The organism is Delftia sp. ZNC0008, from assembly GCF_000799035.1.
Lineage (GTDB): Bacteria > Pseudomonadota > Gammaproteobacteria > Burkholderiales > Burkholderiaceae_C > Comamonas > Comamonas tsuruhatensis.
This window is the reverse complement of record NZ_JTKZ01000466.1, coordinates 1-17,745: the sequence shown is the minus strand read 5'-3', so window position 1 is coordinate 17,745 and position 17,745 is coordinate 1. Positions and strand designations below refer to the sequence as shown.

The 17,745-nt window shown below is 64.7% G+C and carries 28 protein-coding genes, 1 tRNA gene and 1 pseudogene; all 30 read right to left on the bottom strand.

Translation table 11 applies throughout. The annotated features are described in order from the left end of the window. Positions 1–70: 70 nt before the first annotated feature. Positions 71–280 carry a hypothetical protein gene (locus L995_RS15635; RefSeq protein WP_047472573.1) on the bottom strand — a complete coding sequence of 70 codons (210 nt, stop codon included), beginning with the start codon at positions 278–280 and terminating at the stop codon, positions 71–73. 57 nt (positions 281–337) lie between these two features. After that, positions 338–823 (bottom strand): hypothetical protein, encoded by a 486-nt coding sequence (locus tag L995_RS15630; RefSeq protein WP_156136085.1) that lies wholly within the window; start codon positions 821–823, stop codon positions 338–340. Between the two features lie 55 nt (positions 824–878). After that, positions 879–1,373, bottom strand: a complete 495-nt coding sequence (locus L995_RS15625; protein ID WP_047472552.1) for a tape measure protein — start codon at positions 1,371–1,373, stop codon at positions 879–881. Positions 1,374–1,444: 71 nt separating this feature from the next. Continuing rightward, complete coding sequence (locus L995_RS15620; protein ID WP_047472551.1) at positions 1,445–1,723, bottom strand: phage tail assembly chaperone; 279 nt, start codon at positions 1,721–1,723, stop codon at positions 1,445–1,447. A 47-nt stretch (positions 1,724–1,770) separates the two neighbouring features. Next, positions 1,771–2,199 carry a hypothetical protein gene (locus L995_RS15615; protein ID WP_047472550.1) on the bottom strand — a complete coding sequence of 143 codons (429 nt, stop codon included), beginning with the start codon at positions 2,197–2,199 and terminating at the stop codon, positions 1,771–1,773. Positions 2,200–2,294: 95 nt separating this feature from the next. Beyond that, positions 2,295–3,014: a hypothetical protein gene (locus L995_RS15610; RefSeq protein ID WP_047472549.1), complete on the bottom strand. Its 720-nt coding sequence runs from the start codon at positions 3,012–3,014 to the stop codon at positions 2,295–2,297. A gap of 104 nt (positions 3,015–3,118) precedes the next feature. After that, entirely contained in the window at positions 3,119–3,322 is a 204-nt protein-coding gene (locus tag L995_RS15605; RefSeq protein WP_047472548.1) for a hypothetical protein, read from the bottom strand. Between the two features lie 12 nt (positions 3,323–3,334). Beyond that, positions 3,335–3,760: a DUF4128 domain-containing protein gene (locus L995_RS15600; RefSeq protein WP_047472547.1), complete on the bottom strand. Its 426-nt coding sequence runs from the start codon at positions 3,758–3,760 to the stop codon at positions 3,335–3,337. Continuing rightward, positions 3,757–4,149 (bottom strand): hypothetical protein, encoded by a 393-nt coding sequence (locus L995_RS33190; RefSeq protein ID WP_156136084.1) that lies wholly within the window; start codon positions 4,147–4,149, stop codon positions 3,757–3,759. Before L995_RS33190 ends, L995_RS15600 begins: the two co-directional genes overlap by 4 nt. Before the next feature lie 53 nt (positions 4,150–4,202). Continuing rightward, positions 4,203–4,742, bottom strand: a complete 540-nt coding sequence (locus L995_RS15590) for an HNH endonuclease (protein WP_047472545.1) — start codon at positions 4,740–4,742, stop codon at positions 4,203–4,205. Positions 4,743–4,840: 98 nt separating this feature from the next. Further along, the gene (locus tag L995_RS15585) at positions 4,841–5,902 is read right to left on the bottom strand and encodes a hypothetical protein (protein ID WP_047472544.1); all 1,062 of its coding nucleotides are present in this window, start codon (positions 5,900–5,902) and stop codon (positions 4,841–4,843) included. Between the two features lie 2 nt (positions 5,903–5,904). Further along, complete coding sequence (locus L995_RS15580) at positions 5,905–6,294, bottom strand: hypothetical protein (RefSeq protein WP_047472543.1); 390 nt, start codon at positions 6,292–6,294, stop codon at positions 5,905–5,907. Further along, positions 6,294–6,791 carry a DnaT-like ssDNA-binding protein gene (locus L995_RS15575; RefSeq protein WP_052195813.1) on the bottom strand — a complete coding sequence of 166 codons (498 nt, stop codon included), beginning with the start codon at positions 6,789–6,791 and terminating at the stop codon, positions 6,294–6,296. The genes L995_RS15580 and L995_RS15575 overlap by 1 nt, the downstream gene beginning before the upstream one ends. Before the next feature lie 2 nt (positions 6,792–6,793). Then, a complete protein-coding gene (locus L995_RS15570) occupies positions 6,794–7,120 on the bottom strand; it encodes a hypothetical protein (protein ID WP_047472542.1) in 327 nt (108 codons plus the stop codon). An 85-nt stretch (positions 7,121–7,205) separates the two neighbouring features. Then, positions 7,206–8,186 carry a DUF2184 domain-containing protein gene (locus L995_RS15565; RefSeq protein WP_047472541.1) on the bottom strand — a complete coding sequence of 327 codons (981 nt, stop codon included), beginning with the start codon at positions 8,184–8,186 and terminating at the stop codon, positions 7,206–7,208. A gap of 3 nt (positions 8,187–8,189) precedes the next feature. After that, positions 8,190–8,669 (bottom strand): structural cement protein Gp24, encoded by a 480-nt coding sequence (locus L995_RS15560; protein ID WP_047472540.1) that lies wholly within the window; start codon positions 8,667–8,669, stop codon positions 8,190–8,192. 15 nt (positions 8,670–8,684) lie between these two features. Beyond that, on the bottom strand, positions 8,685–9,821 hold the full coding sequence (locus L995_RS15555) for a DUF2213 domain-containing protein (protein WP_052195812.1): 1,137 nt from the start codon (positions 9,819–9,821) through the stop codon (positions 8,685–8,687). Positions 9,822–9,829: 8 nt separating this feature from the next. Beyond that, entirely contained in the window at positions 9,830–10,057 is a 228-nt protein-coding gene (locus L995_RS15550) for an Acb2/Tad1 domain-containing protein (protein ID WP_047472539.1), read from the bottom strand. 1 nt (position 10,058) lies between these two features. Beyond that, positions 10,059–11,864: a phage portal protein gene (locus tag L995_RS15545; protein WP_047472538.1), complete on the bottom strand. Its 1,806-nt coding sequence runs from the start codon at positions 11,862–11,864 to the stop codon at positions 10,059–10,061. Beyond that, positions 11,864–13,207 (bottom strand): PBSX family phage terminase large subunit, encoded by a 1,344-nt coding sequence (locus L995_RS15540; RefSeq protein ID WP_047472570.1) that lies wholly within the window; start codon positions 13,205–13,207, stop codon positions 11,864–11,866. The genes L995_RS15545 and L995_RS15540 overlap by 1 nt, the downstream gene beginning before the upstream one ends. Next, on the bottom strand, positions 13,179–13,871 hold the full coding sequence (locus tag L995_RS15535) for a hypothetical protein (RefSeq protein WP_052195810.1): 693 nt from the start codon (positions 13,869–13,871) through the stop codon (positions 13,179–13,181). Before L995_RS15535 ends, L995_RS15540 begins: the two co-directional genes overlap by 29 nt. A 15-nt stretch (positions 13,872–13,886) precedes the next feature. Continuing rightward, positions 13,887–14,144 carry a hypothetical protein gene (locus L995_RS15530; protein WP_047472536.1) on the bottom strand — a complete coding sequence of 86 codons (258 nt, stop codon included), beginning with the start codon at positions 14,142–14,144 and terminating at the stop codon, positions 13,887–13,889. Between the two features lie 88 nt (positions 14,145–14,232). Next, a tRNA-Gly gene (locus L995_RS15525) sits at positions 14,233–14,306 on the bottom strand. Positions 14,307–14,354: 48 nt separating this feature from the next. Further along, complete coding sequence (locus L995_RS15520) at positions 14,355–14,981, bottom strand: Rha family transcriptional regulator (RefSeq protein WP_231574444.1); 627 nt, start codon at positions 14,979–14,981, stop codon at positions 14,355–14,357. 441 nt (positions 14,982–15,422) lie between these two features. Next, positions 15,423–15,866, bottom strand: coding sequence for a zinc finger-like domain-containing protein (locus L995_RS15515; protein ID WP_047472534.1), 444 nt, complete (start codon positions 15,864–15,866; stop codon positions 15,423–15,425). 41 nt (positions 15,867–15,907) lie between these two features. Then, positions 15,908–16,363: a hypothetical protein gene (locus L995_RS15510; RefSeq protein WP_047472533.1), complete on the bottom strand. Its 456-nt coding sequence runs from the start codon at positions 16,361–16,363 to the stop codon at positions 15,908–15,910. Beyond that, a complete protein-coding gene (locus L995_RS33185) occupies positions 16,360–16,497 on the bottom strand; it encodes a hypothetical protein (RefSeq protein ID WP_156136083.1) in 138 nt (45 codons plus the stop codon). Before L995_RS33185 ends, L995_RS15510 begins: the two co-directional genes overlap by 4 nt. Next, positions 16,494–16,877 (bottom strand): DUF1367 family protein, encoded by a 384-nt coding sequence (locus L995_RS15505; RefSeq protein ID WP_231574443.1) that lies wholly within the window; start codon positions 16,875–16,877, stop codon positions 16,494–16,496. The genes L995_RS33185 and L995_RS15505 overlap by 4 nt, the downstream gene beginning before the upstream one ends. A gap of 86 nt (positions 16,878–16,963) precedes the next feature. Then, the gene (locus L995_RS15500; protein WP_047472531.1) at positions 16,964–17,482 is read right to left on the bottom strand and encodes an HNH endonuclease; all 519 of its coding nucleotides are present in this window, start codon (positions 17,480–17,482) and stop codon (positions 16,964–16,966) included. Next, positions 17,479–17,745 (bottom strand): annotated as a pseudogene (locus tag L995_RS15495) (hypothetical protein); the annotation flags it as partial. The pseudogene L995_RS15495 and the gene L995_RS15500, both read right to left, overlap by 4 nt.

Sequence of the window (17,745 nt, the reverse complement as noted above, 5' to 3'; positions counted from 1 at the left end):
AAGCCCGCAGGGATTACCGTGCGGGCATAAAAAAAGCCACCCGGAGGTGGCTAGCTCTATCTGGACGTGTTTACTGCTTCTGCTTCAGCAGTTCCATCAACTCTCTGTGATGGTCTTCAGCAATGGCTGTCGCTTGGACTCGGAAGAGGACGTAGGGGATGATGGCGAAGGCGCAGGCCATTCCCGCCAGTGCGGCCTGCTGCGGGGCCCCTGTCACAAAGAACGAGAACAGCAGGCAAATGGCCGCGATCACGGCGCCGATATAGACCAATACTCGCATACGCCCTCCAGGCAGTTACATGGCGCTGATCGTAGCGCACCTATGTTCAGAAGATTATCAGCGCGCTTTTTTTACAGTAAACGCAGACAGAATGCATTGGCTGATCACCGAGCAGGCGGCGCCGAATCTTCCCTCCCCGCCTTCGAAAGGAATTCCGATGGCACGTCCCGAGTCGAGCATGGTGAGCCGGAATTCGTTGGTGCACATCGACATTTCCATGTCTACGTTCACAAAGGTGTCTGGCAAAAGATCCGGCGAAGACTGAAGAGCCAGGGAAATGCTGAACTGTATCTTCGGGTCTGCACCACCCGCGCATATCACCTGAACCCTTTTGGCAGTGTGCGAGTGGCCGTCAAACTTGCCCATCTGGACATACGGCTCATCATGACCTGCAGCGTTCACCCATGTGGTTGATGTCAGGTCCAAGCTTTCCACATAGGCATCGAGTAAGTCGCGCGCGGCGGTCTTCATCGCATCAATCTGGTCCTGCTGGTCCCTTTTGTGGGAAGCAAAGATTTCGGAGATGGCCTTGTATGTGATCACGTTCGCTCCAATTTTTGTAACTGTAGCCATCGTAGCAAACTCCGAATGGTGAGGATCATGCCCGCTGGTTGGGCGTGCCGTCGCTGTCCCAACGGTCCAGAATCCGGGCGATCTGGGTGTTGAGCCGGACAATCTCGCGGCCCAGAGCCAGCGCTTCGGGCCAATGGTCGAACTTGGCCGGCACGATGGCTTCGCCGGGATGCACCCTGGCGAGCATGTCGCCCGCGGCGAACTCTGGCATGCCCACGGCATCTAGCGCGCGCAAGACATCGGCGTGACTGAATCCGTAGGCGACGGCCTTCGCATCGATCTCGGCCATGCGGTCGCAGTCCTCCTGCTGCTGGTCCTGCGCCTTCTTTTGGAAGGCGCCCGCCAGCACCGCTGATGTGATCCGCCCTTCTGCGGCCATTTGACGGATGGCCCCGAGCGACACGCCCAGGCCTTCAGCCGCGGCCCGAACTAGGCGCGGCGCATATTCCGCCAGGTGGTTCCACGCCTCGGCGCTCAGGGCTTCGGACTCAAGGTCCTTGGGGATGGGTTTGCAGTCCATACTGCCTCCTGAAATGTGGCGGCCCGCGCGTAGCGGGCCAGGTGAAGAAGCGCCGGCCCGCTCCGGCCGGCTCATCCCTTGCGCATCATTTCCCGGCTGAAGGTCTTCTCCTTGCCGGTGACGTGCGAGAGGTAGGCGTTGTCCATGGCGCGGACGATGGGCTTGAAGAACTGCTCCTGCAGGCCCAGTGCCTGGCCGGCGGCGCGGATGGCTGAGATCGGGATCGGCCCGGGACCCATGCCGACACCGCGCTCGGTGGACAGCTCCCAGAAGGCCCGCCAGATCGGCCACTCCACGTCGGTCAGCTCTGGCGGGATGAGCGTCTTGGGGATCTCCTGCCCGAAGCGCACGTAGTCCGCGATGGTCTCGGCCGCGTCGGGGTTTTCAAGTGCCCACTTCAGGCGGGCGACGAGTTTTTTCCCGCCTCCTCCACGAAGGCGTTGGCGTCGGCATCGACCATCTGGGCCGCGCGCAGCACGATGGAGGCGAACTTCTCGCCGTTGCGCGAGGTGATCCACTTGGTGGCCAGCGCCTGGTCGTAGGCTACGGGCTGGCCGGCATCCTCGATGCCCTCCCAGTCCTTCAGCACCTGCTCAGCCAGGATCTCGTTCATGGTCTTGGCCAGCTGTTCAGCTTCGAGGGGCTTGCCCTTGTTTTTGGCGCGCAGGGCGGCCTGCTTGGCGGTGATCGCCTTCTGCACGTCGGGCGAGGTCAGGCCGCGCACCTTCAGGGCCAGGCCCGGCATGCCGCCGATGTCGCGCACCCAGGCGCCGTTGTCCAGTGCTGCGAGACCTTCGTCGGTCACGATGAGGCTATTGATGTCCATTTTGCGAATTCCTCGGTTCGATGGTTCAGGCGGGGCCGGCGGGTGAACCACTCCCCCCGGCCCCTGGCCCCTTTCGGGGTTTCAGTGAGCCGAGGTCAGACCTCGATGATGTTGCTGTCGACCGCGACAGACCACGTGCGCAGATGCACGGCAGTCGCAGCGCCACCAGAGCGGGCGCCGGGCATGGCATAACCAAAGAAGAGGTCCGTCATGCCTGCCGGGGGGGCGGTGGCCGTGGTGACGCCAGTGCTGGTGCCAGTGGTATCGATCGCGGCGCCGCCAGGGGTGGCAGCCACGCTGAACGCGTTGGGAGTCAGCCCCGTGGCGACCACGTAGTACACCGTGTCAGCCGTCAGGCCTGTTGGGAGCGCGCCGCCCTCGTTCGTGAAGACCACCGGCTGGCCCGCTGCCAAGCCGTGACCATTCCAGGTCACAACGCCCGGCGTGGCGATGCTGATGGCGACCTCGGACGAAGGCTGGCAGTCCGCGCCCCATTCGATCTTCCACTGGTACGGCCGGCATTCCTCGATGGCCTGCTTGAACTTGATCTGGCCGGGGTCCGTGGCCATAGGCACGAACTGCGACTCCATGGTGCCGGCGTTGCGCGTGGTCTTGATCTTGCGGGTGCGCCGCTCGTTGATCAGGTCCTGCTCGGCCACGTTCTGGGTGTCGCCGATGCTGCCGGCGTTCGCCCAGCCGCCAATCTCGGTCCAGACGGCGCCCTGGAAGTCAGATGCCGCGACCGTGCCCTTGGCGGTGACGGGACCGCCGATGAAGATCTTCGAACCCGCAATGGGGTAGAGTCCACCGCTCATAGTGTTTGCTCCTACGCAAAAAAGCCGCACAGGGGCGGCGAAACGAAAAACCCGGCGCTGGGCCGGGTCGGTTGAAAAAACGATGCTGACGCCCGCGCGGGGCGCTATTCGGTGGGCGTGGCGCCCTTCTTGGCCCGGCGTTCAGCGCGCGGCGCCTGTTGCTCGGCCAGCTCAGCAGAGCCGGTCTTTTCCTTCAGCCCCACCATCTCGGCAGCGCCTTTCACGACGTGGCCCAAGGCCTCGCCCACCTTCGCCCGGTAGAGGGCATCGCGCGCGAGCTGTTGCCGCGCCTTGCAGTCAGGGCACATGGCCACCTCCTTTCATGCAAAACATCGCCAGGGGATGCGAACGGGAACTGTCCAGTACCCCGTGTCCTCGTAGCCCTCCTGTACATGCGGGTACGAGCTGACGGCCACGCACACGGCGCCGTAGCGCATCTGCGTGCCGTCGATGAAGTGTTCGGCGATGCCCGCGGCGATCTGGTCGTAGACCGCCACGTCCTGGCCCAGCGGCTGCACCAGGGTGAGCATCAGCGACCCGCTGCGCTCGTGCGGCTTGCCGTCGGCGAGCAGCTGGCGCGACGGCGCCACCGTGACACGGCCGATGCGCAGGAACGGCAGCAGCTGGCCGCCGGTGCTGGGCACCTGGAACGTCTGCCCCGGCCACGCCCTCGGATAGGCCAGCGGCAGCGTGTCGATGCGCGACTTCAGGGCCAGCCAGATGGATGTCTCGATACCTGCGCTCATTGACGGCCCTCCACGGCGCCCTGGATCTCTTTCGCAGCCTGGGCCACGATCTGTGGCCAGGCGTCAATGGCGCCCTCCAGGAAGTGGCTGCCGGCCTGGTTGAACACGCGGCCCAGCTTGTCAGCGCCGACGAAGCCATAGTTCATGCGTCTGGCATAAATGGCTTGATAGCCGATCCACGCCGGCTGATCCAGCCGAAGCGTGGCAGCCACCACTCCTACGTTGCTTCCTGAAAAGGGGCCAATTGCCGTCTTCGGCATACCCTGAGTCGATGCCAGGATGGATCTCGACAGATTGCCCGTCTTGTACGGAACCCGTCCGCCCTCGTTCTTTGACCTGGCCATCTCTTCACCGAGCAGTTCAAACGACCGGCGGTAAACGGCAGTCATGCGCTCTTTCGACTCCGACGCCCACTGACCTATAGCCGCAGAGAATGAATTAGTCATTCGGTCCTCGCAAACTCTCCATGCAAACGATGTGCTGCCTCGGCGTAGGCTTTCGCGGCCTCGCCCAGGGTTTTGAAGCGTCCCAGGTTGAATCTCTTCCCGTAAGCCCTGATCTCGGCACGGAAGATCCCGTTGGCGAGCAGGGAAACGCCTTTGACGCCAGATGCTCCGCGCGAACCACTCATGTTCATCAGGTTCTCAGCACGCGTGGCAGCCCTCAAATTGCAGAACCGATTGTCAGTTCTGCAACCGTTGATGTGATCTATGTCTGCGCGCGGCCAAGAGCCGGATTGCATCGCCCAGATGACCCGATGGGCATACATCTTGTGGCCGAAGACGGCGCCATATCTGTAGCCAACAGGGCCCACTGTGATGAACGCCTCTTTCCCAGAGAAACGGGTATTCCACAAGCTGAACGACCGCTTTGTTGCGAAAAGTTCTCGTGGCCTCGGCAGCCAGAACAGCTTGCCGGTGTCAGGCTCGTAGCGGAGCAGCTCTCGCAGTTGCTCAGGCGTCGGTAAAATGCGCGCAGCCATGCTTTCATTCCTCCTTCGAATGATGGTTTGGTCAGAGCCCGCATCGGATGCCAGTCCTTTGCGGGCTCGCTTATTTTACTGTTCATGCATCCAGTTGGCTACTCCAGCCCGGCTGCGTGATCGACGCGAAATTCAGTGTCACAGCCGCAACGGATCACGTGCTTCGCTCCGCCTTTCGGGTCGTGGGCAAATTGAAGCGCTGCGCCATCCGGAAATACAAATGGCGTGAACAGACCGCGCACTGACTTGCCGGATTTGGCGAGATGATCGGGTCGGTGGTAAAGAGAGGCACCACGACGATGGCGCCAAGTCTTGATCACGTTCGCTGGGTCGACAACGCCAGAATCCGCCAGCTGCTTCCACTGCTCCATCCGCGCCGACATCACCGCGTTGGCGGTCTCCGTCTCGGCCACCGTGTCGGCCCGAGCCTTCAGCAATGCGTTTCGGTACTGGCGCTCGCTGATGGCCCTCTCTGCGTCCGGCACGGCTTTGCCAGCCTTGTAGGCCTTCAGGATCCGCTGCTCCGTGGCGGTGTTGACCTGGTAGCGCACCGAAAGCGTGCCGTCGACGTGCTCGATCACCAGGGCCCGGACACCCTCTGCCGTGCGCATTCCCTCGGTCACAGCCTGCAGGCGCGCGGCGCGCGGGCCGTCCAGGCCCAGCACACCACCCTCGCGGGCAGTGCCGCCAGTGGCTCGGCCAACCAGGTCCACGGCGATGTTGCGCGGGCCCTGGCCCTGGGCATAACCGGATTCGATGACGCGGCGCGCCACCTCTGCCTGCTCCTGGCTGAACCCCACCACACGGCCGGCCACGTTCTCGGCGATCCACTCCTGGGCGCCGGGGCTGGTCATCCGGAAGCGGTTGCCAATCCCGGCCAGGCCCTGCGCCTGGATCTGCGCCGCCGTAGATGCGCCGGCCTTGGCGTAGGTGTCGGTCATGACAGAGCTGTATTCAGCCCAGGCGGCCGGGTCAATGTGCAGCGCCGCGATGGCGGCGGGGGTGTCGAAGCGCGCCAGTGCGTCCAGCAGCGCGCGCCAATCCACGTTGGCCTGCAGGTCCGTCACGGAGGCCATGAAGGCGCGGTGCACCTCAGGCCGCAGCTCGGCGATCAGCAGCGCGAACAGGCGCGCCTGGGACATCGTGGGGCGCGTGGCCATGGTCAACCTCGAATCGTGAAGCGCACTGCCGACGTGGTGCCCGCAGCCGGGATGCGCTCGAAGGCGATGATGTGGACTGGCGTGCCATCCACCGAAAGCGTGTCGCCAGCCTGGTACTGCATCTGGGGCACCTCGCAGATGGCCTGCCGGTCGGACGCCAGGATCACCGTGCCGCCCATCTCCGTTCCGACCAGGCGCTGGCTCACACCGCGCACCGCGCCGCGCAGCGTCTCCGACTGCGTGACGGGCTCCACGGGATCCCACGGGTTCGGCCCGGGCGTGCCGGGCGTCTTGCGGGTCAGCACGATCTCGCCCTGGCCCAGGCCGCCCTGGCTGGTCGGTGCCAGCAGGCCGCGCGTCATGGCGGCCATCTCGCTGTAGAAGTCGGCCATCAGATCACCCTGAACAGCGTGTCGGCCCGGCGCTTGCTGGAGCACAGCCAGGGCAGGACCATCCCATTGATGATGGCGTCCGAGGCCATTCCGGCCGCCGAGGCACCGCCGCCGACATCAGCCGCCGAGAAGAACTCGCGCTCGATCACGTCCACCTTCTCGCGCTTGGTGATGCGGTTGGGATCGGTGCTTCCCGTTGCCCAGCCTGGCGTGATCGCCTGCAGGTAGGCCGCCCGGTAGCTGGCATTGATCCAGGCCGGCGGGATCAGGTCCTCGGGCACGGGCTGGCCGTTCACCCGGTGACCGGCGCGCGGCCAGGCCAGCTCCTGGGAGAAGCCGCCGGCGCGGTGGCTGCACTGCAGCCTGGTCTCGTATGCCGCATCCACATAGGCGCTGCCGATCGCGCGCAGCGTAGCGGGCGTGGCGCCAGGTGGCAAGGCCAGGCCCTGGGCCGTCAGCCAGGCCGTCAGGCCATCATCTGTTCCGTATGCCGCCATGGTCAGGCCTTCTGCAGCTTGGCGAGCTCTTCCGCCACGCGCTTGTCGGACCAGCGTTTGTCTGCAGGCTTGCCGGCCAGGGCCTCGTACTGGGAGCGCACGTCCGCGGGCTCAGCAGCAGCATCGACGCCGTGCAGGTCCTCGGCGGCGGTCAGCTCCGGCGCGGGCGCTTCAGCACCCTCCAAGCGCACGGCCATGCTGGCAGCCAGCAGGTCCAGGTACTCGCCAGAGAACTCGCCCTCGACGCTGCCGAAGGCCGGCAGGCGCACCGGGCCATCGACGCCCTGTAGGTCATAGGGGCTGTTGGTCAGGTTCGTGATCTTTTTCATGGTCGCTCCAGGCATAGAAAAGCCCACTGCGGGGCAATGGGCTGTGTATGCCGGGTCAAGGGCCGTAGCCCTCAACCCAGACCCGTCAGGGGGTGGGCGGTTCGCTGATCTGGTCCAAGTAGCGCATGGCCACCGTGGTCAGCAGCTCGACGCCGCCGGTGCGGAAGATGCCGGGCACCGCGTAGTTGAGCGGGCCGTCCTGGTACACCGGCAGGAAGCGGTGCGGCATGGGCAAGTGCAGCTTCACGTAATCGCCGTCGTTCTTGTAGGCCACCATGCGGCCCGTGGTGCCGTTGGCGGCGCCCGTGCCAAGCTCGCGCACCGTGCGGATGGTCAGGGGACGACCGGTCTGCATGGTGTACAGGTTGGTGCGCAGCACGAACGACAGGATGGTCTCCATCGTCGTGGCGCTGTAGGGCGTCGCGGCGATGTAGTTGTAGGCCTCCACGGGCAGCAGGATGGTGTCTGCCAGCTCGGTCTCGAAGGTGGCCAGCGAGATGCCCTGCAGCGCGATGTTGATGTCGCGCACGATCTGGGCCGGGGTCTTCTGGCCCACGCCAGCCGCGTTCACCCACAGCGTGGAGCTGCCGGTGCCGTCCGCCGGAGCGTTGACCGTCACGACGCCGCTGTAGTTGATCAGGCCGCCCATGCCCTTTTCAGGCGCGCCCTTCAGGGTCAGGTCGTACATGAACTTCATGTACGCCAGGCGAGCGGCGCGCGCGCGGCGATCCGACAGGCTTGCACCAGGGAAGGCCATGGTCGTGTTGACCTCCTCCAGATTCCACTGGTAGCCGATGGCCGCCAGCTGGAAGGTCTTGGTCTGCATGTCCTGGTTGACATCGGCCAGCGGGATGTCCTTGGCGTAGCCGGACTGCCAGTTGGCGCGGCCGGTGCTGTCGGACGTGTAGGTCAGGATACCCGGGGACCACTCGGGCGCCGAGCTGTCCACGAAGATCAGACGGCCGAACTCCCAGTCGGGGTGGCGCGACTCGTACACACGTTGGTTGACCTGGTAGGCCTGGTTGGTGACGAACGCGAGTGCTTGTTGGTCGTTGAATTGGTGCATTTTTTAGGCTCCCGAAACGGAAAGCGAAGGGACGGGGCGGCGGTAGCGCACGACGCCGACCGCGCCGCTGACGCCGTCTTCCTCGAACTGCGCGCCGGGGATGGTCACCACGGTGGCGGACTGGGCAGCGCCGGTCCAGTTGTTGGCGGCCGTGTTCCAGCGGGCGGCTTGGCCCTTGGTCACGTTGGCACCCAGCAGCACGCCGATGACGCCGGATTCGCAGATGCCGACGTTGTCGTACTGCGCGTAGCCGTCACCGGAGCGCGGCAGGACCTGCGAGGCCTCGGTGATGCCCAGCACGTTTTCACCGGTGGTGGCCGTGATCTGCACGCAGGTGTGCGCGCCAGTGCCGGGCTTGACGGGGACGCCGAAGCCCAGCGTACCGGAGCCTTCCTTAGTGCGAGTGATGGTGTTCCACTCTTCCATGTTGACGCGGCGGCCAACAGCGAAAGCGACGAGGTTTTCCTTGAACTGAATAGGCATGTTGTGTGCCCTCCTTTACTGCTTGGTGCGCCAGGCGTTGAGGTCGGCATTGGCGGTGGCCAGCGCCTTGTCGGCCAGGGACTGGGCGTCGCCCACGTTGACCACGCCTTGGCGCAGCGCGGTGGCCACGGGGTTCGTGGTGGCGGCGTCCTTGGCCAGAGCCTTGAACATGCCGGTGATCTCGGCGTCGCTGGCGTCCTTGACGATGCTGTCGCCCAGCTTGGCCAGCACGGCGGCCTTGCGCAGCTCGGCGTCGGTCTTGCCCTTGGGGTCGATGCTGGCGTCCATGGTCTTGACCAGGCCCACCAGCTCGGAGCGCGCGGCCACCAGGGAATCCACATCGATGTTGGCTGCGGCCTGGGCGGTCGCCAGATCAGCGCGCAGCTTGCCGATGTCTTCGTCCTTGGCTGCGATGGCCGCGGCGTGCTTGGACTCGGCATCGGTCAGCTTGCGCGCCATGTCGGTCTTGTACTGCTCGATCAGAGCAACATCGGTGTCGGCAACTTGGACGGCCTTGTCGCCCAGCACCACCGTCTTCATGTCAGGCATAAGCCCTCCTTTGGATTTGGGCGAAATGCCCGGTTGAAAATCTTGGACAGGGCTCGCGCCCCAGGAATCGCCGATGCGTGCCATCTCGCCGGCGCGGCCCTTGGGCACCAGGGCGAGGTGGTTGTAGCGGATGCCGCGCTGCTCGAAGTCGGCCTCCAGGCCGTCACGGGCCGGGACGATCGCGGCGCTGTAGCCCATCGAGATCTCCTGATGGGTCGTGCGCGCGGCCTTGGCTGCCCCGGCGTCCTTGATCATGGGATTGACCACGATCCACTCGGGCTCGGTGGCGTAGGCGTCGCCCACCTCCCCCACGGCCAGTTGCTGCCAGTTCGCCGCGGTGACCTCCTCGGCCGGGTGATCAACGGTCACGGGCAGCCGGGTGATGCTGGCCAGCGAGTCCTTGGCGAAAACCTCGTCGGCGTGCCGATAGACCCGCACCACGTCGCCTGGCTTGAAGCCCGCATCCCGCGCCACGTCGCCCAGCTCGCTCGCGTAGTACAGCTGCACGCCGGTGCGCGCGACGCGGGCCGTGGCCACCAGGTAGCCCTCGCGGGTCTCCTTCAGCTCGCCCACGGCCACGCGGTCAGCGAATTTCACGTTCATGGCGGGCCTCAGAAGGTCGTCGGCCGGGCCACGGCGCGAGTGAGCGCCATCAGGCCCGTCTGCAGGTCAGTCGCCCCGATGGCAGCCCAGCGGCCATCCACATCGGGAGCGGCCCGCAGACGCTCGACCAACTCCCCAAGCACCACGCCCTGGGCCTTGATCTCGTTCATCAGGGCCGCCTCGGCCTCGGTCAGCTGGCGGTATCCGGTGATCTTTGGCTGTTGAAAAGTTTCCATGTCAGCTCTCCTTCCAGTTTTCGTCCAGGGCCTCGAAGATCTCGGGGCCCAGCTTGATCTCGCCGCGCCATGGCTCGATGGCATCGATGTCGCCGGCGAAGGCGTAGGAGATCGAGACGTGCGGCTGGTACTCCGGCCAGTCCCATGTCGCGCCGGCTCGGACCATCTCCTCATGGCGCCAGGACAGGCTGCTGCTGACGAACGCCAGCACGGCCGTGTCCTTGCTTTCCCCGAAGGCCTCCATCAGCCGCGCGCCGCCGGCGTTGACCGTCAGCTCGCTGCCCCAGGCCTCGCCCATCGCCATCCAGTTCACGGGCTGGCGGCTGTAGGTGATGGTCACGTGCATGTCTGCGGCGGCCACCAGATCGCCGACGCCCTGCTCCCGGTAATGGGCTAGGATCTCGGCGGCGTTGAGCACCTTGCGGCTGACGTACAGGGGGCGCGGCGCGGCATCGGCCAGCGGCGCGGCGCCAGTGGCTGGCGGGTCTTCCTCGCCCTCTGCCGGCAGGCCTTGCTCGCGCAGGCTCCCGAACTCCTCCACCGCCTGCTCCAGGCCGGGCAGCATCCCCTGCTCCGTCAGCTCGTTGACCAGCGCATCGGACAGCGCGTCCATGGGGATCAGCTCGCCAGCAGTGGCGCCAGCCAGCGAGCGCGCGGCCGAGGCCGTCTTGCTGAAGATGTCGGCCCGCTCCGTCTCGGTCAGCTGCCGCAGTGGGCGCCACTCGAAATAGATCTCCTCGGGCCGCTTGCCCAGGGCCTGCCAGATCAGGCATTCGTCCAGCAGCTCCATGGCCGGCTGGATCTCCGTGGCCTGGATGTGCCCGATGCGGTCGAAGTACACGCGCTCGTCGCCGTCGCCGGAGCCAGACAGGCCCACGGCGGCGCGGCCGTACAGGCGCGTGACCGGTATGCGCGAGGCACCGGCCACGGCGTCCATGAACTTGGCCACCACGTCCGGCAGGCCGGCGAAGTTGGCGCTCTTCTGCTCGTAGTCGTCCTCGGCGTCGATGACCAGGGCGCCGTTGATGCCCTTCATGGCCGCCTGCGTGCTCAGCCGGCGCGTGACCTGGGCGTCATTGCCCCCGTCCGCCAGCAGGTCGGCGAAGCCCTTGAACTTCAGCACGTCCACCTTGGCCTCAAAGACCAGGGAGGCCATGTTGGCCATGGTGCCGTCCATCTGCTGGACGGCATCCATCGTGGATTGCAGCACGCTGTCACCCCAGCCCTGGTTCGCCGTGGCGGTGTTCGCATCCTCAGGCAGCGTGGCACCTCGGAAGATCACCAGCCGGCTGGCGTGGATGCGCACCTGGCCGGCGTTGTCGCCCGTGGCCAGTGTGTAGAACTCCGGTCGCCCGTAGAACGGGTTGTCGATGTCGCGCACCACCTGGTCCGGGGTCAGGTTATTCCGGGTCAGCACCACCAGGGACCGGACCTCCTCCTTGCCCGCCTGCAGCGGCAGCTCCTGCTTCGCCGTCTTGGTGTTCAGGTAGATCGCCGACCCGCCATACAGCCGCGCGGCCGTCACGGCATCCTGCACGCGGCGCTTGAGGTGCAGCTGCTTCTCCAGCCGCTCAATCTTGGTGATCTGCTCAGCCTCGGCGCGCCACTGGCGCCATTTCCGGGTCGAGTCCTCTGCCGGGTAGTCGATGATGGCCCGGGCTAACCAGGAGTTGCGGTACGCGGCCAGCAGCGCGGGCCCGGCCAGCAGCGTGTCCACGTACTGGTTGTGCGCCGCCTTGTCGCGCGCGGTGCCCAGGTTCGCCACGATGTTGACGAGCCCATCAGCCATGTTTTTGATGATGCCCATCAGAAGCCTCTCCAGGAATATCCAGATCGTTCGACCAGATGCGGGCACGCGCCCATGATGAAAGCGTCGGCCAGGTTGGGCGAAGGCACGCCGCGCTTGGCCAGCGCATCCTTCGGCTCCACGATGTCCAGCCCTCGCTTGCTGTAGCGCCGGCGCGGGGTGGATAGCTCCACCTTTAGCTGCTCCAGCTTGGCAATGCCGCCGCTGATGCTGATCAGCTCGCTCGGCTCGAACTTCTCGCCCTTGGTCACGGCGTTGAAGGTGTTCCGCAGCCGGTCGGCCACGTCCTGCCAGGCCTGTGCCTTCAGGTTCTCGAACTTGTCCTTGTTCTTGACCTTGGGCGCGTACTCCAGATCCGGGTTGATGACCGCGCCAGCAGCGTTGAACTTGTGATAGCCCGACTTCACGCCCATGTCGGCCAGCGTCGATCCCACGTGCGCCCCGACACCAATCGAGTCGTAGACCAGCGAGCCGCCGGCCACATGCGCCCATGCCCGCTTCGTGGACTGGTTCAACTCATCCTCGGGCGCGGACCATTCGTCCATCTCCAGGCACACGGCGCCGTCGAAGATCGAGCAGGCGTTCTTGTCGGCGCCGGAGTCGGCCACGTCATAGCCGACCGCGCGCGCGCCAGACAGGCTGATGCCGAGCTTCAGATGAGCATCGACAGCAGCCTCCACCCACGCGAACTTGATCACTGCGGCGTCATCACTGGTGCGCGGCTGCCCCAGGTAGATGTGGCGATAGGCGTCTGGATCGACCTCCTTGAGCCGCGCGGCCTTCTTCCTGGCCGTTTCCGAGAGGAACGGGTTATCCAGGTAGTTGATGTGGCGGATGACGCAATCGTCACCCAGCAGCGCGGGCAGCTTGGCCTGCACGAAGTCGGTGATCAGGTCAGGGTTCCAGAGAATCCAGACCTCAGACCCTTCCTTGCGGATGGTGGGGTCGATGATCGACCACTGTTCCTCCGTCAGGCCTTCGCCCTCTTCAATCCAGCAGACATCCACGCCCTCGGTGCCCTTGATGTCCTCGATGTTCCGGGCTAGGCCGTAGAACAGGAACTCGGAGCCGGTCTCCCTGTGCCGGATCGTGGACACGCCGATGTCGAACTCGTCGCTCCACCCGGCCTGCTGGATCTTCTCCTTGACCACGGTGTAGACCGAGTCCGCAATCCGATTCTGGAACTGTCGCAGGCACAGGAACCGCACCGAGTAGTTGCGCGCCAGGAAGGCGGCCATGCCGCCAGCATCCTGAGTCTTCGATGAGAACCGTCCGCCCTTCAGCAGCTTGTACGGCTTGCGAGTGCGCCAGAAGTCACGCAGATTCGGATTGAGCTGGTACATGGTCTGCATAGAAGTCGGCCAGGCCCCGCCCCTTCTGCGCCAGACTGCCATCGGGGTTCGACACTTCAACCTTGGTGGGCTCGGCAATGCCGTATGCCTCGCGCTCCATCGTCACCAGCACCTTCATGGCCTCGGCCAGCTTCTTGGCGCTGTCGATGCGGCCAGATGTGGAGGTCACGCGCTGGCATGCCTTGAGCAATCCTTCGGGGCCATCCTCTCCAGCAAGCGCGGCTTCCAGCTGCTCCAGCAAGCCGAGGTTGTCGGTCTGGATTTCCAGCTCTTCCATGAGCTTCATGACGAGCGCGCGATTGCGGGCAATGTCGCGGCGGTGGGAAACGCGGACATCAGCGATGACCTGCGCATTGGCCTCAACCAGCACCCGCTCGGTTGCCAATGTCTCCGTGGCAACCGACTTGGCAACCTCGGCTTTGGCAACCAGGGCATCAGCCTTCGCCTTTATCTTGGCCTGCAGGTCTCGCTCCCACCCCTGGGCCTTGGCACGCTTCTGGATCGCGGTATGGGACACCCCACACGCGGCGGCGATCTCACGGATGGAAAGCAGGCCGGCGCGGTAGTCCGCCTCGATGCGCTCCCAGTCGGGCGCCTTCTTGTCTTGTGCGCCAGCCACGTCAGCAGCCGGCTTTGCCTTTGCCGGTGTTGCCATGGCAGGCCCTTTCAATCAGTTCTGTTTGGTGGACTTGTCAGAGAACCAATCTGCAATGCGCACAGAAACCCCCTTGAGCGCACCGTGCCGGCCCTCCAGGATGTAGTCGCCGTCAGCGCTGATCAGGCTGGAGCGGACGCTGTGATCCACATACGAAACATAGACCTCATCGACCTTCAGGCCACCTGTGGCATCGTGGAATTTCTGAATGGCCGTCCGCATCTCGGCGGAAAGGGTCTTGGCGTGCTCTTGGATTTGGTCGCGCGGGGTCATGGCGCTCTCCTGTGAATAGGTGCCACCGCTGCGGGCAAGGCGTCCCTGGCGCGTGAGGCGTGGTGGATGCGCCCGAGCGGTGGCGAACTGGAGCGGCCTCCGGGAATCGAACCCGGCTCCTCAGCTTGGAAGGCTGATGCCCGACCGATAGGCCAAGGCCGCGAATAAAAAAGCCCGCCGAAGCGGGCAACCACGAAGAACCGGTGGTGGTCAGTGCAGCGGAAGCGCGGGCTGGATCTCGGCGTTGAGGCTTTCGATGCGGGCCAGCAGCGGCGCCTTTTCCTTCTTGCGCTCCAGCATCAGGTGCGATCCGAAGGAGGCGCGGACTTTGGACTCGACCTCCTGGGCGATGGCGGCCTGCAACTGTTTCCATAGGTCATGCCCGCGCTGGTTCAACGCATCACGCATACGGAAGAACTCGGAGATCAGGTCCGCCTTGAAGGCTACGACGGCGGCGGTGTTGCGCATGAGCGAAATCAGCAAGGCCGCCTGCTGCTCGTTCAGAAGCGCGTATTCGACATCGCCACCGCCATGCGACCCTTCCGCTCTTGCCCGGATTTCAAATCTGACCAAGCCGAACCGCTCCATGGCGGCGCGATGCCGGCGCAGCAGCTTCATGGTGCTGGCGTGCTGGGCCTTCATGCCCTGGCAGATGGTTTCAGTTGAGGCCAGGGGCTCGCCATCAACGATGACGACCAGTGGCGTGAATGCTTGCATAGCTGTCCTTTCGTGGTTGGAAACGAAAAAACCGCCACTGGGGCGGTTTGCTGGGCGGCCACTGGGTGGCTCTATTGGTGTACGCGGATTGATCGCGGAAATGAAAAAAGCCCCGGTCATTGCTGATCGAGGCTTCCTGGTCGCGACCGTTCCGGCGCAAACCGGAACGTTCAGTGCTATTGCTAACGGACGGGCAGAAGGTAGCACAGGATTTCCTCCCCTGCAACACCCCCGCATGAATTGGTCACCCCATCGGACTTACGCCTGCTGGGGCGCTGGGGGGATGCCGTTCGCTGACCAGCTCCGCAGCTTGTGGCGAGACATTCCCGCGCGCCAATCCCGCAGCGCGCGTCCCGGCTGGTTCGGGCGCAAACGAAAAAGCCCGCAGGGCATGGACCTTGCGGGCTATCTTTTGGGCGCGTCAATCCATCTCTGTCCTGCCCCGGTTTCAACGCCGGGGGAGTGCTTCAACGGATTGAGTGGCCTGAGCACAGCTCAAACATCGTGCCTTTCGACACAACGCGGCGCAAACGTTACCACACGTTTTATGCCATGTCAATTTCAGTGCAGGCGCTTGAATATCCGGCTGGAGTGGGCCCGCCGGCATTCCTGCACATAGGTGATCAGGCTCATTGCCAGCATGTCGGATGGCTCCTTGCGGAATTTCTCGCCCTTGCACTTCGGGCACTTGTGGTCCTTGCCCTTGCGCTCGACAAGGCCGGCGCCGTTGCAGACTTTGCAGCGCGGGTCCATCAGCCAGTCCATGGCCAGCGTTACGGATTCGTGCACGTCGGTATGCCCGCGCGCCTCTGCAGCGGAGACCAGGGCGGCATGCATGCGCTCCATGTCGCTCCTGGTGGGCTTGGAGATGAGGCGCAGGTAGTGAGAGGCCATGCTGTATTCGCTCAGGCCGCTGGCCTTGATCAGGTCCACCTGGCCGATGCGGTGGGGCACGTCAGCCAGGTTCGAGGCGTTGGTAGCGGACAGGTAGCGTTCTTCGATCATTGTGGAGTCCTCTTTCTGGCAGGGATAGGTGATGGCGTGGTTCAGATCGAGAGCGCGCGGCGGATTTGGCGCATCTGCTTCTCGGACCACTGCACGGCGGCCACTGCAATGCCGTTGCGGTCCAGGTCGATGAGGCCGTCGAAGACCTGGGCGGCCTGGCGCGCGATCTGCAGCTCGGGCCCAGACAGGCCCACGCGCTTCTTGGCGCGCAGGCGCTGGCACACAGCCGGGTAGGTGTTGAGCTGGGCGGCGATGGCGTGCTCGGCCTCTTCCGTCAGGGGCTCGCCGTCTTCCCACAGCAACCGGAACATCTGGCTGTAGGTGAAGCCGGTCTCGATCCAGTCCCACAAATCGGCCACGGTGGCCGTGCCGGTCTCCAGCCGGTGGACCAGGTCGTGGTGGGCGACCTTCGCGCTCAGCTTCGTGGACTCGGCCAGCTTCGGCCGCCAGAACTTGGGCAGCTGCGCGGGTGCGCGGTGTTGGTGGTGGCGCTTCATCCGAGCAGTCCTCCATAGGTCTTCCAGAGGCAGGCACCAAGGCAGAAACCGAACATGCCGTTGCGCACCCATTCGTTCATGCGGGGGCTGACCAGCACCAACATCAGCAGCAGGTAGTACTCGGTCTGGCTCATCGCTCGAAACCTCCCATGAAGCTCTCCATGCAGGCCCAGCGCTGGTGCACGTCCAGTGCGGGCCAAAGGACTGCTTGGGCATGCCCCGTCCACAGGAAGTTGTCGATCGCGCGCTGCAGCTCGCAGAATCCGGCTTCGTCCATGGCCTCGAAGTCCATGCTCTTGGGGATCGCGTTGGGCTTGCCGTCCAGGCCCGGGACGAAATCACAGTGGCCTGCGCCCATCAGCAGCCAGTGGCGCAGCTTCGTGGCGTCGTCAAAGGCCTCGGTCTGGTCCAGCAGAACCTCGAGCTTTCTAAAGAAATGGCGGTGGTGCGCGAGGCTGCGCGGCAGTCGGAAGCTGAATGAAAGCGTCTGCCCCACAGGGAGTTCCGCCACCATGCGGCGCCACTTTTGAAAAGCGCGCTCATTGACCTCTCCTGACCCTCGCAGGCGCCCGTCGTCGCCCTTCAGAATGATGCAATGGCTCATATGGTGCAGCCCTCGTGATACCGACGTTTGCCGGCGATGTACGCCTGGTGGGCCTGCTCTTCGGTGGCGAAATAGCCAAGCGATTTCTGCCGGCCATTGACGGCGATCAGCGCGCGCCATTTCCTGGTCCCGGCATGCCACGCGGTGCCCATGAGAGTCCCATGCTTGCGCCCTTTGGTGGATCGCCGCAGGTTCTGCTGGTTGACGGAGTGCGGCACATCCCGCAGATTCGCCAGCCGGTTGTCGGAAGGATCGCCGTTGATGTGGTCGATGTCGTGCTGAGGCCATTCACCATGCACATGCAGCCAGGCAAGGCGGTGCGTCAGCATTGGTTTGCCACCGATGTTGACGAGGCGATAGCCTGTAGGGCGCTGCGTGCCAGCCTCTTGGCCAGCTTTCATGGAGATCCGGCCACGCCCGCACCGACGATCTTCTCGATAGCTGAGCCGCCCGGTCAGAGGGTCGTAGTCGAACATTGCGCGGACTGCTTCCGCTGTCAGGTCGGTGGCTTTCATGCTTCTTCGCTCCAGAGAGGCAGGTGCGCGGGCCAGAGACCGCGCTGTTGGATCGTGTGGCGGGTGATGCGGCCCCATTCCTGGCCGTAGGCGCGGTGCCCATCCCTGCCGCCTTCAACCAGGCGGTACTGGTCATAGGCCGCATGGCATCCCTCGATGCCCGGGCGCGCGCAGCACAGCGGGAAGCCGGTGCGGTCGTCGGTCTTGAGCGCGAAGCCCTTGCCGAGGTTCAGGTGCGCGTGCTGGCTGTAGCCGTGACGCGG